The sequence below is a fragment of the Streptomyces nanhaiensis genome (assembly GCF_046614825.1).
GTDB lineage: Bacteria > Actinomycetota > Actinomycetes > Streptomycetales > Streptomycetaceae > Streptomyces > Streptomyces radiopugnans.
In genome coordinates, this window is sequence record NZ_JBKJFM010000044.1 from 23,441 (window position 1) to 37,544 (window position 14,104).

Below are 14,104 nucleotides of genomic sequence, written 5' to 3' on the forward strand. Positions count from 1 at the left end.
GACAGTCCCCACCGGTGTGTCGCGCTGAGCGGTGCGCGACGTGAACCGACCCGCCGGCACGGTGCTCCCGGGCTGCCCGCGCAGGTCCGGGCGCCGAGCTCTCCGTCCGTCCTGCCGCAGCACAGGAGCCCGTTTGACAGCGGCGTCCGGCCGACCCAGTATGTGAGTGAGCGCTCACACGCTTTGGAGGAATGATGAGTGTGATCACGACGGCGGGGCTGGCCCGCCGTTTCGGCGAGGTCACCGCCCTGGAAGGGCTGACCCTGGAGCTGCCCGAGGCCGGAGTGATCGGCCTGGTCGGCCCCAACGGGTCGGGGAAGTCGACCCTGATCCGCATGCTGCTGGGGCTGGTCGCCCCCACGTCCGGGACGGGGCACGTGCTCGGCGAGCCGATCACGGATCCCGAGCGGTACCTGGGCCGGGTCGGAGGGCTGGTGGAGAACCCCGCGTTCGTGCCCGGCCTGTCGGCTCGCGCGAACCTGCTGTCGCTGGCCCGCCTGCGCGGCCTGCCGCCGTCGCGGGTGGACGAGGTGCTCCGGACGGTGGGGCTGACCGGCCGGGACAGGGAGCCGGTGAAGCGCTTCTCCCTGGGGATGAAGCAGCGGCTGGGCATCGCCGTGGCGCTGCTGCCCGATCCGGAACTGCTCGTCCTGGACGAGCCGACCAACGGGCTCGACCCGTCCGGCATCGTGGAGATCCGCGGACTGCTGGCCGGACTGGCCCGCTCGGGCCGGACGGTGCTGGTCTCCTCCCACCTCCTGTCCGAGATCGAGGCGGTCTGCGACCACCTGGTCGTCATCCGTTTCGGCCATCTCGTCTACAGCGGCCCCATCACCGGACTGCTCGGCCGCACCCGGCAGCGCATCGAGGTCGCGCCCGAACACGACCACGACCTGGCCGCCCTGCACTCGGCGCTGTCGGCGGACGGCTGGCAGGTCGAGCACACCGGCGACGGGCGGCTCGGCGTCGTGGCCGAGGAGCACCAGGGGCCCGACATCAACCGCGCCGCCGCCCGCGGCGGCATCACCCTGCGATCACTGACAGCCGTCCGCAGCAGCCTCGAGGAGATCTTCCTCGAGATGACCGGCGGCAACGACCAGGACCTGACGGCGGCACGCGCGGCGGCCGCGGAGAAGAGGGCATGATGATCAACGCGATGCGCAGCGAACTCATACGGACCCGCCGCAAGGGCGTGCTGCTGGGCTGGTTCGGACTGACCGTCCTGTTCACCGCCATGATCAACACGGTGCTGGCCCAGGTGGTCGGCGACACCTCGGCCCCGCCCGCGAGCGGTCCCGGTGTCAGCTTCCCCACCCTCGCCCAGTGGCAGTCCGCGGACGGCATCGTGGCGGGGCTGTCCTCGGCCGCCGGCATGTACGGCGTGGTCACCCTCTCCTTCTGGGCGATCGCCACGGCCGGTGACTACAGCACCGGCCTGATCCGGCTGCTGGCCTCCGCCCAGCCCGACCGGGTCAGGCTCCTGCTGGGCAAGGTCGCGGCGCTGACCGTGTGGACGGCCGCCGCCGCCACCGTCGCGCTGATCGCCAACCTGGTCATCGCGCCCATGGCCGCCGGCGCCGGCGACGTCGACGTCTCCGCCTGGGGGCAGGACATCGGCCCCGTCCTGGCAGGCGCCTGGGTCAACCTGTTCTGCACCCTGCTCGTCTGGGGCGTCATCGGTCTCGTCCTGGCCCTGGTCACCCGCTCCGCCGCCATCTCCATCTCCGTCGGCGTGGGCTACGTCCTCGTCGTCGAGTCCGTGATCACCGCGGCGCTCGACGCGATCGCCGACTGGACACCCGGTGCCACGCTGAGCGCGCTGGCCCAGGGCGGTACCCCCGGGATCCCCTACAGCAGCGCCCTCATGATGGGCGCCCTCTACACGCTCGTAGGCTTGGGCATCGCCTTCACGGTGTTCAAGCGCCGCGACATCACGGACTGACCTCCGCGACCACACACCTCGAGAGACTCGAGAAAGGGGACGTGCCATGGCCGCCCGCGGCGACGCCACACGAGCCAAGCTGATCGCCACCACCATCCGGCTCGTCGGCGAACTCGGATACGCCAAGACCACCACCCGGGCCATCGCCCAGGCGGCAGGCGTCGCCGAAGGCACCCTCTACCGGCACTTCCCCGACAAGGCCGCCCTCTTCGCCGAAGCGATCTTCCGGCAGAACCAGCAGGTCATCGACTGGGTCGAGACCCTGCCCGCCCGCGCCGGCACCGCCACCGTCGCAGCCAACCTCACCGACTGCCTCACCCATCTGGCCGGTCTGCGCGCCGACATCCTTCCGCTGGAACTGGCCGTCCTCACCGACCCCGAACTCGCCCGCGCCGCCCCGCCCCCCGGCACCCTGCCCGGCCCGCCCGGACGGCTGGCCGAGTACCTCCGGGCCGAGCAGCGACTGGGCCGGGTGCGCGGCGACGTGGACGCGGCCCAGGGCGCCGTCGTACTGCTCGCGCTGCTGTTCGGACTGGCGATGAACCCGCCCGCCCCGGGCGACCGGCAGCCGCCGCCCTCCCTGCCCGGCATCCGCGAGGCCGTGGAGATCGTCCTGAAGGGCCTGGAGCCGCCGGCCCCGTGACCGGGGCGGCGGGCGCCGCCCACCGGCGCCGGCGGCCGGGCCCGACGCGTGCACCCGGTACCCGGCGAGCGGCCTGCGCCCTCCACGGGACCGGTGGCACCGGCGCGGGCGCGTGAGCGCGGACGGGCGCGCCGCCGGACGGTCGGTGTCCGGCCGATCGGCGTCCGTCCGGTCGATGTCCGTCCGGTCGATGTCCGTCCGGGGCACCGGGCCCATGCACATCGACGTGCCCGAACGGGCACGTCGGACACGCTCGTTCTGACACCTCCACCGGGTCTGCCGCGGCCACGGCGTTGCGGGGAAGGTCAGGCGTGGTTCCCAGCCCGCGCCGAGACGACCGCCCGAAGGGGGAGCGCAGTGCCCGACGCCTCCGAGCTGACCGCCCGCATGCTCCTGCAGCTCGCGGTGGTGACGGCCGTGTGCCTGGTCGCCGGGCGGCTGCTGCGCCGTGTGGGGCTCCCGCAGGTCGTGGCCGACATGGCCGCCGGATTCCTGCTCGGTCCGGCTCTGCTCGGTCTGGTGCTGCCCTCGGTGCAGGGCGGGCTGTTCCCGGTGAGCCTGGACATCGGCCAGGAGAGGGTGCCCCACCCGTCGCTGCTGGTCCTCCAGATGATCGGCCAGCTCGGGCTCGTGGTCTGCATGTTCCTGATGGGGCTGCGCCTGGACCGCCGGGGCCTGGTGGGGAACCTGTCCGGATCGGCCCTCACCTCCGTGTCCGGCCTGGTCGTACCCCTGCTGCTGGGCGGCTGGCTGGGCTGGAGGCTCGCCGCCGACACCCGGTTCTTCCCGGACGGCACCGACCCCGCGGTGGCGGCACTGCTGTGCGGGGCCGCCATGTCGGTCACCGCGTTCCCGGTGCTCGCCCGCATGGTGCACGAACTCGGCCTGGCCGGACGGACGACCGGCACCGTCGCGCTCAGTGCCGCGGCCGTGACCGACGCCGCCGCCTGGGTGCTGCTGGCCGCCGTACCGGCCGGCCGTGGGAGCACGCCCTCGGCGGCGCTGGCCGTGCTCGCCGCCGTACTCGGCTACACGCTGCTGGTGCTGGGGCCCGGGCGACTGCTGCTGAGCCGTCTGGCGCAGTACGCCTTCGACGGCACCTCGCTGCGCGGCTGGGTGCTGCCCGGGACGATCGTGCTGCTGATGAGCTGCGCGTTCGCAGCCGAGGAACTCGGCGTGCACGCGGTGTTCGGGGCCTTCGTGCTGGGCGTCGCGATGCCGCGCGGCCCGCTCGCCGACGCACTGCTCACCCGGTGCGAGCCGCTGGTCGCCCATCTGCTGCTGCCGGTGTTCTTCGTCTACGCGGGTCTGAACCTCCGGCCCGAGGTGTTCCGGGCGGGCGTCGGCGCCGGACTCCTCGCACTGGTGCTGCTGGTCGCGTTCGCCGGCAAGTTCGGCTCCTGCACGCTCGCCATGCGCCTGTCCGGCTTCACCTGGCGGGAGGCCGCCTCGGTGGGCGTGCTGATGAACGCGCGAGGCCTGATGGAACTGGTGCTGCTCGACACCGCCCTCCGGCACGGCCTGATCACCCCGGGGCTCTACACGGTCTTCGCCGTCATGGCGCTGATCAGCACCGTGGTCGCCCCACCCCTGGCCCTGCTGCTGCGTACCCGGGGCGGCCCCGCCGCCGGAGGTACGACGACACCGGCGCCCGCCGGGCGGCTCGCGCCGACCAGAACGGAAGGAAGCACACGATGGTGACGGCCACCACCGGGCGGCACGACGGCACAGCCGCTCCCGACCGCCGGCTGACCTACGACGACTACCTGCGGTTGCCCGAACTGCTCGACATCCAGCGGCCCCTGAGCCCCCACGCCGACGAACTGCACTTCATCGTGGTCCACCAGGCCATGGAACTGTGGTTCAAACTCCTCGTCCACGACCTGCGGCGGCTGGTCCGGCTCATGGACGCCGACCGCCTGGCCGAGAGCTGCGCCGCCATGCGCCGGGTCAACGGCGTCATGTACGCGCTCCTCGGCCAGTTGCGCACCCTGCGCGACCTGCCGCCCGGCGGCTTCCACTCCTTCCGCGGCCGTCTGGACGGCGCCAGCGGCCTGCAGTCCGCGCAGTTCCGGGAACTGGAGGTGGGGTCGGGCCTGCGCGACGACGGCTATCTGGACGATCTGCGCGCCGCGTGCGGCGGCACGCTGCCCGAGGCCGTCACGCGCGGTCTGCGCCACCGAAGCGTCGCCCAGGCCCACCAGGACGCGGCCCGCCGGGACGGCCTCACCGACTGGGCCGAGCTGTACACCGGCCCCCGCTCGGCCTCCGTGCTGTACGTCCTCAGCGAGCTGCTGATGGACTACGACGAGCTGTGGCTGCGCTGGCGCACCGAGCACGTCGCCCTGGTACGGCGGATGATCGGCGGTGCCAGGGGCACCGGAGGAGCCTCCACCGGCTATCTGGAGCGGACTCTGCGCCACCGGTTCTTCCCCTACCTGTGGGAACTGCGCAACACCCTTGCAGCCGGCGCGGACGCCGGCGCGGATGCCGGAGCCACCGGGTCAGGCGGGACCGCCGGGTGAACCCCGCACGGCCCGCGACCGGAAACCCCCGAGAGGAGAACGACCGCATGGTCAACAGCGTGGTGATCGTCGGCGGAGGTACGGCGGGCTGGATGACGGCCACCTACCTGCAAGCCACCTTCGGCGACAGACTGCCCGTCACACTCGTGGAGTCGGCCGACGTACCGACGGTCGGCGTGGGAGAGGCCACGTTCAGCACCGTCCGGCACTTCTTCGACTACCTCGGACTGGCCGAGCACGAGTGGATGCCCGCGTGCAACGGCTCGTACAAGCTGGCCATCCGCTTCGAGAACTGGCGCGGCCAGGGCGAGCACTTCTACCACCCCTTCGAACGACTGCGGGTGGCCGACGGCTTCTCGCTCGCCGACTGGTGGCTGAAGCTGGACGACGGCGAGCGGCGCTTCGACGAGGCCTGTTACGTGCTGCCCGCGCTGTGCGAGGCCAAGCGCTCGCCGAAGCAGTTCGACGGCGAGCTGTTCGAGCGGTCGCTGCACGACGGCGGTGACCGTCCGCGCCGTACGACGATGTTCCAGCAGGACACCCAGTTCCCGTACGCCTACCACTTCGACGCCGCCCGGCTGGCCGGCTTCCTCGCCGACTTCGGCACCCGGCGCGGGGTGCGGCGGGTCCTCGACGACGTCGTGGAGGTACGCCAGGACGAGCGCGGCTGGATCTCGGGGATCGTCACCCGCGAGCACGGCGAGATCGAGGCGGACCTGTTCATCGACTGCACCGGCTTCCGCGGCCTGCTCATCAACAAGACGCTGGGGGAGCCCTTCGAGTCCTTCCAGGACGTGCTCCCCAACGACCGTGCGGTGGCACTGCGGGTGCCGGTCGACGTCGAGCGCGAGGGAATGGCGCCCTACACCACCGCATCCGCACGCGACTGCGGATGGATCTGGACGATTCCGCTGTTCGGCCGGATCGGCACCGGCTACGTGTACTCCTCGCAGTTCTGCTCGCCGGAGGAGGCGGAGGCGGAGCTGCGGGCCTTCGTCGGGCCGAGGGCGAAGGACGCCGAGGCCAACCACATCCGGATGCGCATCGGCCGCAACCGCCGCTCATGGGTGAACAACTGCGTGGCGATCGGGCTCTCCAGCGGCTTCGTCGAGCCGCTGGAGTCCACCGGCATCTTCTTCATCCAGCACGGCATCGAGCAGTTGGTGAGGCACTTCCCCGACGCCGACTGGGACGCGAACCTGGCCCGCGGCTACAACGAGAGCGTCGCGCGCTGCCTGGAGGGCGTACGCGAGTTCCTGGTCCTCCACTACAAGGCCTCCACCCGCAACGACACCCCGTACTGGAAGGCCACCGAGGACCGGCGGCTGCCGGACGGGATGGCGGAGCGGCTGCGGCTGTGGGAGGCCCGGCTGCCCGACGCGAGCAGCGTCTACCCGTACTACCACGGCTTCGAGTCGTACTCGTACGACGTGATGCTGCTCGGCCTGGGACGGCCGCCGGCCCGCCCCCACGCCGCGCTGGGCCTGCTGGAGGGCGGCGAGGCCCGCAGGCAGTTCGCCGAGCTGCGTGAGCACGCCGCCCGCCTGGTGGAGGAACTGCCCAGCCAGTACGAGTACCTGGCGCGTCTGCACGCCGGCCGCTGACGGCCTGCCACCTGCCGCGGCGTCGGGGGCTTCGGCCCCCGGCGCCGCACGCGCGTTCCGTTCCCCGGCGGCTCCGGTGAACGGAACGCGCCTCAGCCGCCCACGGTCCCGGAGTCCTCGGGCGGCCGGGGCCAGCCGGCGTAGCGGCGCTCACCGTAGAGCAGCGGACGTGCGCGCGGCCTGAATACCACGTCCTCGACCGCGCCGACGACCACGGTGTGGTCCCCGGCGGGAAGGGTGTGGAGCACCCGGCACTCCGCCACCGCACGGGCGTCGTCGGTGAGCCGGGGCACCGCGTGCCGCTCGGTCGGCTCCCAGGCGACTTCGGAGAAGCGGTCGGGGCCGGCGGTCGCGAAGGTCTGGGCGGCGCCCCGGCCGCGGGTGTGCAGCAGGTTGACCGCGAACACCCCGCTCTCGGAGAGCGCTCGCAGCGTGCCGCTGCGGTTGTCCAGGCACACCAGCAGGCTCGGCGGCTCCAGGCCGACGCTGCACACCGACGTACAGGTCAGGCCGCGCGGCACACCCCGTGCGTCGATGGTGGTCACCACGGCCACACCGCTGGGGTGACCACTCATCAGGGCCCGGAAGCTGTCCGCGTCCACCTCCCGCGGAACGGTGTCCGCGCGTTCGCTCTGCCCGTGGTGACCGGAAGTGGTGCTCGACATGGGGCGGTCCGCCTTTCGCTGCTTGCCGGCACGGCGTCGGGAATCCCGGGCCACGCTAGGAGGCTTCGCCGTGCGGTACGACGGCCGGACGGAGCGCGAGTGAGGGGACCCCGGCCGGGGTGGCCGGTCGGGGTCCCCTCGGTTCCGGTGCGCCGGTTCGCCGGTGCGCCGGTTCGCCGGTCGGCCGCGCCGTGTCAGTGCGCGGGCGCGGCGATCAGCCCGTCCTGCACGGCGACGACCGCGGCCACCGTACGGTTGGGGCAGTTGAGCTTGGCCAGCACGTTGGAGACGTGCCGCTTGGCCCCGTGCTCGGAGATGCCCAGGCGCCGGGCGATCTGCTTGTTGCTCATGCCCTGTACCAGCAGGGCGAGCGCGGCCTCCTCGCGCGGGGTGAGCTGAGGTCCGCGCTCGCAGCGGCCGCCGGTCTTCACCTCCGACAGCAGTTCGCGGACCAGACTGGGCGGCACCGGTATCTCGCCGCGTGCCACCGCTTCCACCGCGTGGCCCAGTGTGCCGGCGTTCAGCCCCGTCTCGAGGAGGAAGCCGTCGGCTGCCAGCCTGCTGGCACGCCGGACGGCCTCGCGGTCGGGGGCGGTCAGCATCAGCAGCGCCTTGGCGCCGGCCTCGTGCGCGGTGTCCAGCAGTTCCTGGAGCGTGGAGGTCTCCAGGGAGGCGGGCAGCAGCACGATGTCGGGCCGGCACCGTGTCAGAGCACCGCCCGCGAGCAGGGGGACGTCGGAGACGTGGACCAGACCGATACCGGGCATCGCGTGCAGCAGCATCTCCAGGCCGCGGCGGATGATCTCGTCCTCGTGGAGCACGGCCACTTGCAGGGGGCGGGGGACCGGGTGGATTTTCCTCAGTTCGATGACGTCGTGGTGGCGGACCGTCTGTTCACTCACCGATCACCCTCCTCGGGGTTGGGCCGATCAAACGTGGGGGTTGCCGGGCGCGGAGGACTGCGCCGGGCCGGACGGGGGACCGGCTCGTGGGGGTTGCCGGTGCCCCGCTCTGTCGGCAGCGTCTCGTGACGCCATGGCCGGGACGTTACAACCCTGAGGATGTAATAGGAAGATGTAACATCGTTAGAAGTGCCAAATGTTCCGTATTGTGCTCGGAGGATCGCCTCAAGCTCCGGAAGGGCGGCCGCCGGGAGTTGTTACAGAAGGCGAAGATCCTGGGAGATTCGTTCGACGTGCTTGAGGTGTGAAGGGGTTATGCCCCCGCCGGTCCGGATCAACTCCGCGACGAGCGTCTCGATGACGGCGAGGGTCGGCACAAGGCTGTCGTACGAGGAGGGGGCCTCCACGGCGGCGGACAGGACGACGTCGGCGAATCCCGCCACCGGGGAGAGCCAGCGGTCCGTGAACAGGATGATCTTCGCCCCGGAGTTCCGGGCGAGCCGGGCGATGTCCGAGGTGGCCTGCTCGTAGCGGCGGTAGTCGAAGAGGACGAGCACGTCCCTGCGGTCCACCTCGGCCAGGAACGAGGCGAGTTCGACATCGCCTACCGGCAACAGCCGCGCACCGCGCCGCAGTTGCATCAGATGGAGCGCGAAGTAGTGCGCGAGCAGCCGGGTGAACCGGCCGCCGCCCAGCGTCAGCCGGTTCGACGGGTCGGCCAGGAGGCCGACGGCCGCGCGCACCTCGTCGGGCGGCAACGATGTCAGAGTCTCCCGGGTGCCGGCGGTGAGCACCTCGCAGGCGTAGTCGACGAGGCTCTCGGTGCCGTGCTCCCCGGCGCGGTCCCCGTCCCCGCCCCGGCCGGCGTCGCGCACGGGCCCGGGGAAGCGCGTCAGCGGAGACACCTGACGCTCCTGGACCTCCCGGCGCAGCGCCTGCTGGAAGTCGGTGTAGCTCGCGAAACCGAAACGGCGCGCGAACCGCACGACCGTGGGCGCACTGACCCCCGCGCGGTCCGCGAGCGCGGCGACCGTGGTCAGACCGGCCGCCGGGTAGTCCGCGAGCAGTACACGCGCCACCCGTCGTTCGGCGCGACTGAAACGGCCCAACTCCTTACGCAGAGTTTCCCCAAGCGCTTGCTTCCCGACGCTCACAAACGATCACCCCTCCCTGGGCCGCACCGTACCCGAAGCCGCCCGGGAGGCCACGGGCGGCGCACCGGTGGTTCCGGCGCCCGGTGGGGGCACCCCGCCCGGAGCCGCCCACGGGCGGTGGCCACTCGGGTACCCCGTCGGCCCCCCTCCGCCGGGCACGGGAGGACCGGCCCTTTCTGGCACAGCGCTTGAGCCTGGGAGGGAGCTCCCACCGGTGGCACGGTGATCCGCGAACCGACCTGTTCCGTGACCGCGGGCCGCCGCGGTGTGAGGGGAGTACCGATGGCCGACATCGTGAGGACCCGGTCGGCACGGGGCACACAGACGCCGGCCGAAGTGCTGCGCGCGCTCTCCGAGGCCGACCCCGGACACGCCTCCCTGCGCGTGATCCGCCCCGGCGGAGCCCCCGGAGCCCCCGACATCGTCGAACACACCACCCGCGGCGAACTGCACCGGCGCGCCCGGGCGATCGCCGCCGCCCTGCACGACCGCGTCGCCCCCGGGGACCGCGTGCTGGCGCTGCTGCCCGGCGGCACCGACCTCTTCGCGACCTGCCAGGGCGCCTGGCACCTCGGTGCCGCCGCCGTACCGATCCCGCCGCCCCCGCCCGGCGACCGGGAACGCGGGGAGTGGTTCGTCGACGTGGCCACGGACGCGGAGGTCTCCGCGGTGGTCACCACCCGGGCGGTCATGAACGTGTGCCGCCCGATGCTGGAACGCGGCGCCGCGGCCCCGGTCGCCTGGCTCTGCCTCGACGAGCTGCCCGCCACCGGCCTGGAGGACCCGCCCGCCCCCGCACGACCGGGTCCCACGCAGCCGGCGCTGCTGCTCTACACCTCCGGCTCGACCTCCCGGCCCAAGGGCGTGACCATCCCGCACGCACAGCTCCGCGCCACCCTGGAGCTCCAGCGCGAGCGCAGCGGACTCCCCGACGGCGGGCACGTGGTCAACTGGCTGCCCGCCCACCACGCCCTCGGCCTCGGCAGCGTGCTGCTCGCCCAGTACGTCGGCGGCAGCGCCACCCTGATCGATCCCGCCGACTTCGTCGCCGAGCCGATGCGCTGGCTGCGCGCCGTCGGCGACGCCGGAGCCCCCGTCCTCAGCGGCGGCCCGCCGTTCGGCTACGAGCGCTGTACCGCCGCCGCGACCGAGGAGGAGTGCGCGGGGCTCGACCTGTCGCACTGGTCCGCCGCGCTGATCGGCGCCGAGCGCATCCGGGCCCGCACGCTGGAGGAGTTCAGCCGGGCGTTCTCGCCGTACGGGTTCCGCCGGGAGGCGCTGTTCCCCGCGTACGGCCTCACCGAGACGATGCTGATCGTCACTGGCCACCGGGGCCCCAGGCCTCCCCTGCGGCTCGACCTGGACGCCGAGGCCCTGGAACACGGCAGGGTCGAGCCCGCGGACGGGGAGACCCGCCGCGTCCGCACACTGATCGGCTGCGGATCCCCCGGCGTGGGCGCCGAACTGCTCATCGTCGACCCCGACACCCGTCAGGAGTGCCCGCCGGGCCGCGTCGGCGAGGTGTGGATCTCCGGTTCCGTCGTCATGGACGGCTACTGGCGGCGCACCGTGGAGACCGCCGCCACCTTCCACGGGGTCCTCGCCGACGGCGGCAGACACCATCTGCGCACCGGCGACCTGGGCTTCCTGCACGACGGCGAACTCGTCGTGTGCGGCCGCCTGAAGGAACTCGTCATCGTCCGCGGCCGCAACCTCCACCCCCAGGACATCGAACTCACCTGCCGCCAGGCGCACCCGCCGCTCGCCGGCCTGCCCGCGGCCGCGTTCTCCGTAGAGCGCGACGACGAGGAGCGACTGGTCGTGGTGCAGGGCGTCGACGACGCCGCCCTGGCCGGGATCGGCGACCCGGCCGAGCTCGCCGCCGAGCTCGGCCGCGCCGTCACCGCCGCCCACGAGGTGGACGTGTACGCCGTCGTCCTGGTCCCGCACCGGCAGGTGCCCAGGACAGCCAGCGGAAAGGTACGGCGCACGGCCTGCCGCACGGCCTTCGACGCGGGCGAACTGAGGCCGCTGGCCACGGCCCGCGGCCGGCGCTCCGACCCCGGATCCGCCGCGGCCGCTCCGGCCGGGGAGCCCGGGGCGCCCCTGCTCGAACGGCTCCGCACCGCCGGGCCCGGCACCCGTACCACCCTGGTCGCCGGGGAACTGCGCCGCCTGCTCGGCGCCGCGCTCGGCATCGAGCCGCGCGACGTGGCCGAGGACCGGACCCTGCTCCGGCTCGGGCTGGACTCGCTGCGCACGATGGAGCTGCGCAGCGCGCTCCACCGCGAACTGGGCGTACTGCTCCCGATGTCCGAGATCGGCGGCGGCACGGTCCGCGAACTGGCCGGCACACTCGCCGAACGCCTCCCGGAAACCGGGGCGGCGGAGACCCCCGTGGAGCGGTCCGCGGAACCGGCCACCGACCCGGAAAGCCGCCACGAGCCCTTCCCGCTCACCGACCTCCAGCACGCCTACCTGGTCGGACGCGGCACCGAATTCCCCCTCGGAGGGGTCTCCACCCACTTCTTCGCAGAGTTCGACGCCACCGGTCTCGACACCGTCCGGCTGCGCACCGCGCTGGACCGCATGGTCGCCCGGCACGGCATGCTCCGCGCGGTGATCGGTTCCGACGGCACCCAGCGCGTCCTGCCGCCGGAGCGGACCGGACACACACCCGTCGTCGAGTACGACCTGCGCGGTGCCGGCGCCGAGGAGGTGGAGAGCCATCTGGCGTCGGTGCGCGAGCGGATGTCGCACGACGTCCTGCCCCTCGACCGCTGGCCCCTGTTCGACATCCGCGTCACCGTCTTGGACGGCGGGCGCACCCGGGTTCACATCGGTCTCGACCTGCTGATCTTCGACGTGTGGAGCCTGCGGCTGTTCTTCCGCGAGTGGCAGGCGCTGTACGAGGAGCCCGACGCGCCGCTGCCCGTGCCCGGCGTCGGCTTCCGCGACTACGTGACCGAGGCGGCCCGGCTCGCCGAGGGCCCCTCGTACGAGGCGGCGCGTGAGTACTGGGAACGGCGCGTCGACACGCTCCCGGCCGGCCCCGAACTGCCGCTGGCCGCACCGGTGGAGTCGATCCGCGCGCCCCGCTTCCGGCGGCTGGCCTCACGCCTGGACGCACCGGCCTGGGAACGCGTCCGCGAGCGCGCCGCGGCGCTGGGCGTCACCCCGTCGGCGGTGCTGATCGCCGCCTACGCCACCGTCATCGGCCGCTGGTCCCGCAGCCCCCGCTTCAGCCTCAACATACCGACGTTCAACCGGCTGCCGCTGCACCCCGACATCGAGCAGGTCATCGGTGACTTCACCTCCGTGACACTGCTGGAGATCGACCTGTCCGCGGCGCGGGGAACGGCGGACCTGGCCGCCCGGATCCAGCGGCAGCTGTGGGCCGACCTGGAGCACCGCTCGTACAGCGGCGTCCGGGTGCTGCGCGACCTGGCACAGCGGCGCGGCGCCACCGACGGCCTCCTGGCCCCCGTGGTCTTCGCCAGCGCCCGCGGCCAGGCCCGCGACGGCGGCCCCGACCTGCCGGTGGAGTGGCTGGGGGAGTGGGTCCACGGCATCTCCCAGACCCCGCAGGTCCTGCTGGACCACCAGGTCTGGGAGGAGGACGCGGGGCTCGCGTTCAACTGGGACGCGGTGGAGGAGTTGTTCCCGGCGGGTGTGGTGGACGAGATGTTCGCGGCGTACTGCCGGGTGCTGGGGGAGCTGGCCGAGGACGAGGAGGTGTGGGTCTCGGGGCCGGGGTCGCTGTTGCCGGCGGGGCATGCGGCGCTGGTGGAGGCGGCGAACGCGACGGACGGTCCGGTGCCGGAGGGGTTGCTGTACTCGGGGGTGCTGGAGTGGGCCGGGGAGCGGCCGGGCAAGACGGCGGTGGTGGCGGCCGACGGTGTGTTGTCCTACGGGGAGTTGCGGGACCGTGCCTGTGCGGTGGCTCATCGGTTGCGGGAGCTGGGGGTGGGGCCGGGCCGGTTGGTGGGGGTGGCGCTGCCCAAGGGGCGGGCGCAGATCGTGGCGGCGCTGGGGGTGCTGCTGGCGGGGGGCGCGTATCTGCCCATCGACCCCGAACTCCCCGCCGAAAGGCGCCGCTACCTCGTCGAGCACGGCGGAGCCCGGATCGTGCTGACGGCCGCCGACGGCCCGCCGGTCACCTGGCCGGACGGAGTGCTCCAGCAGACCGTCGACCTCACGGAACCGGTTCCGGCGGCGACCCCGCCCAGGCCCCAGTCTCCTGGTGATCTGGCGTATGTGATCTATACGTCGGGGTCGACGGGGTTGCCCAAGGGGGTGGCGGTCTCGCACCGGGCGGCGCTGAACACGTGCGCGGATGTGAGTGAGCGGTTCTCGGTGGGGCCGGGGGATGTGGTGCTGGGGTTGTCGTCGCTGAGTTTCGATCTGTCGGTGTACGACGTGTTCGGGGTGCTGGGGGCGGGCGGGACGCTGGTGCTGCCGCGTCCGGGCAGCGGCCGTGATCCGGGGCACTGGCTGGAGTTGGTGGTCGAGCACGGGGTGACGGTGTGGAACTCGGTGCCGGCGTTGATGGCGATGCTGGTGGAGCACGCGGCGGGGGCCTCGGCTGCGGTTGCGCTGCGGGTGGTGCTGCTGTCGGGTGACTGGATTCCGGTGGATCTGCCCGGCCGGGTGCGGGCGCTGGCCCCGG

The 14,104-nt window shown here is 73.0% G+C and carries 10 protein-coding genes; 7 read left to right on the forward strand and 3 right to left on the reverse strand.

What is annotated here, in order from left to right; all coding sequences use genetic code 11:
* The first annotated feature begins 200 nt into the window (after nucleotides 1–200).
* From ACLIYP_RS12785 to ACLIYP_RS12810, 6 genes are all read left to right on the forward strand, one after another.
* Complete coding sequence (locus tag ACLIYP_RS12785) at nucleotides 201–1,145, forward strand: ABC transporter ATP-binding protein (RefSeq protein ID WP_412713268.1); 945 nt, start codon at nucleotides 201–203, stop codon at nucleotides 1,143–1,145.
* A complete protein-coding gene (locus ACLIYP_RS12790) occupies nucleotides 1,142–1,942 on the forward strand; it encodes a hypothetical protein (protein WP_412713269.1) in 801 nt (266 codons plus the stop codon). Before ACLIYP_RS12785 ends, ACLIYP_RS12790 begins: the two co-directional genes overlap by 4 nt.
* A gap of 46 nt (nucleotides 1,943–1,988) precedes the next feature.
* Complete coding sequence (locus ACLIYP_RS12795) at nucleotides 1,989–2,585, forward strand: TetR/AcrR family transcriptional regulator (protein ID WP_412713270.1); 597 nt, start codon at nucleotides 1,989–1,991, stop codon at nucleotides 2,583–2,585.
* A gap of 357 nt (nucleotides 2,586–2,942) precedes the next feature.
* Nucleotides 2,943–4,286 carry a cation:proton antiporter gene (locus tag ACLIYP_RS12800; protein WP_412713271.1) on the forward strand — a complete coding sequence of 448 codons (1,344 nt, stop codon included), beginning with the start codon at nucleotides 2,943–2,945 and terminating at the stop codon, nucleotides 4,284–4,286.
* Nucleotides 4,280–5,110, forward strand: coding sequence for a tryptophan 2,3-dioxygenase family protein (locus ACLIYP_RS12805; protein WP_412713272.1), 831 nt, complete (start codon nucleotides 4,280–4,282; stop codon nucleotides 5,108–5,110). The genes ACLIYP_RS12800 and ACLIYP_RS12805 overlap by 7 nt, the downstream gene beginning before the upstream one ends.
* Before the next feature lie 47 nt (nucleotides 5,111–5,157).
* Nucleotides 5,158–6,714, forward strand: a complete 1,557-nt coding sequence (locus ACLIYP_RS12810; RefSeq protein WP_412713273.1) for a tryptophan halogenase family protein — start codon at nucleotides 5,158–5,160, stop codon at nucleotides 6,712–6,714.
* Between the two features lie 92 nt (nucleotides 6,715–6,806).
* Here ACLIYP_RS12810 and ACLIYP_RS12815 read toward each other — a convergent pair whose 3' ends face one another.
* From ACLIYP_RS12815 to ACLIYP_RS12825, 3 genes are all read right to left on the reverse strand, one after another.
* Nucleotides 6,807–7,379 carry a flavin reductase family protein gene (locus ACLIYP_RS12815; RefSeq protein WP_412713274.1) on the reverse strand — a complete coding sequence of 191 codons (573 nt, stop codon included), beginning with the start codon at nucleotides 7,377–7,379 and terminating at the stop codon, nucleotides 6,807–6,809.
* Nucleotides 7,380–7,573: 194 nt separating this feature from the next.
* Nucleotides 7,574–8,281, reverse strand: a complete 708-nt coding sequence (locus tag ACLIYP_RS12820; protein WP_412713275.1) for a LuxR C-terminal-related transcriptional regulator — start codon at nucleotides 8,279–8,281, stop codon at nucleotides 7,574–7,576.
* Between the two features lie 257 nt (nucleotides 8,282–8,538).
* Entirely contained in the window at nucleotides 8,539–9,435 is an 897-nt protein-coding gene (locus tag ACLIYP_RS12825) for a MurR/RpiR family transcriptional regulator (protein WP_412713276.1), read from the reverse strand.
* Nucleotides 9,436–9,717: 282 nt separating this feature from the next.
* On the opposite strand from ACLIYP_RS12825, the gene ACLIYP_RS12830 reads away from it, so the two are divergent.
* The coding region (locus ACLIYP_RS12830) for an AMP-binding protein (RefSeq protein ID WP_412713277.1) at nucleotides 9,718–14,104 on the forward strand (4,387 nt) is incomplete at its 3' end.

Excerpts from the sequence above, each read along its gene's own strand:
- ACLIYP_RS12790 (WP_412713269.1), top strand. The coding sequence starts at position 1,142 with ATGATGATCAACGCGATGCGCAGCGAACTCATACGGACCCGCCGCAAG.
- ACLIYP_RS12795 (WP_412713270.1), top strand. The coding sequence starts at position 1,989 with ATGGCCGCCCGCGGCGACGCCACACGAGCCAAGCTGATCGCCACCACC.
- ACLIYP_RS12805 (WP_412713272.1), top strand. The coding sequence starts at position 4,280 with ATGGTGACGGCCACCACCGGGCGGCACGACGGCACAGCCGCTCCCGAC.
- ACLIYP_RS12810 (WP_412713273.1), top strand. The coding sequence starts at position 5,158 with ATGGTCAACAGCGTGGTGATCGTCGGCGGAGGTACGGCGGGCTGGATG.
- ACLIYP_RS12815 (WP_412713274.1), bottom strand. The coding sequence starts at position 7,379 with ATGTCGAGCACCACTTCCGGTCACCACGGGCAGAGCGAACGCGCGGAC.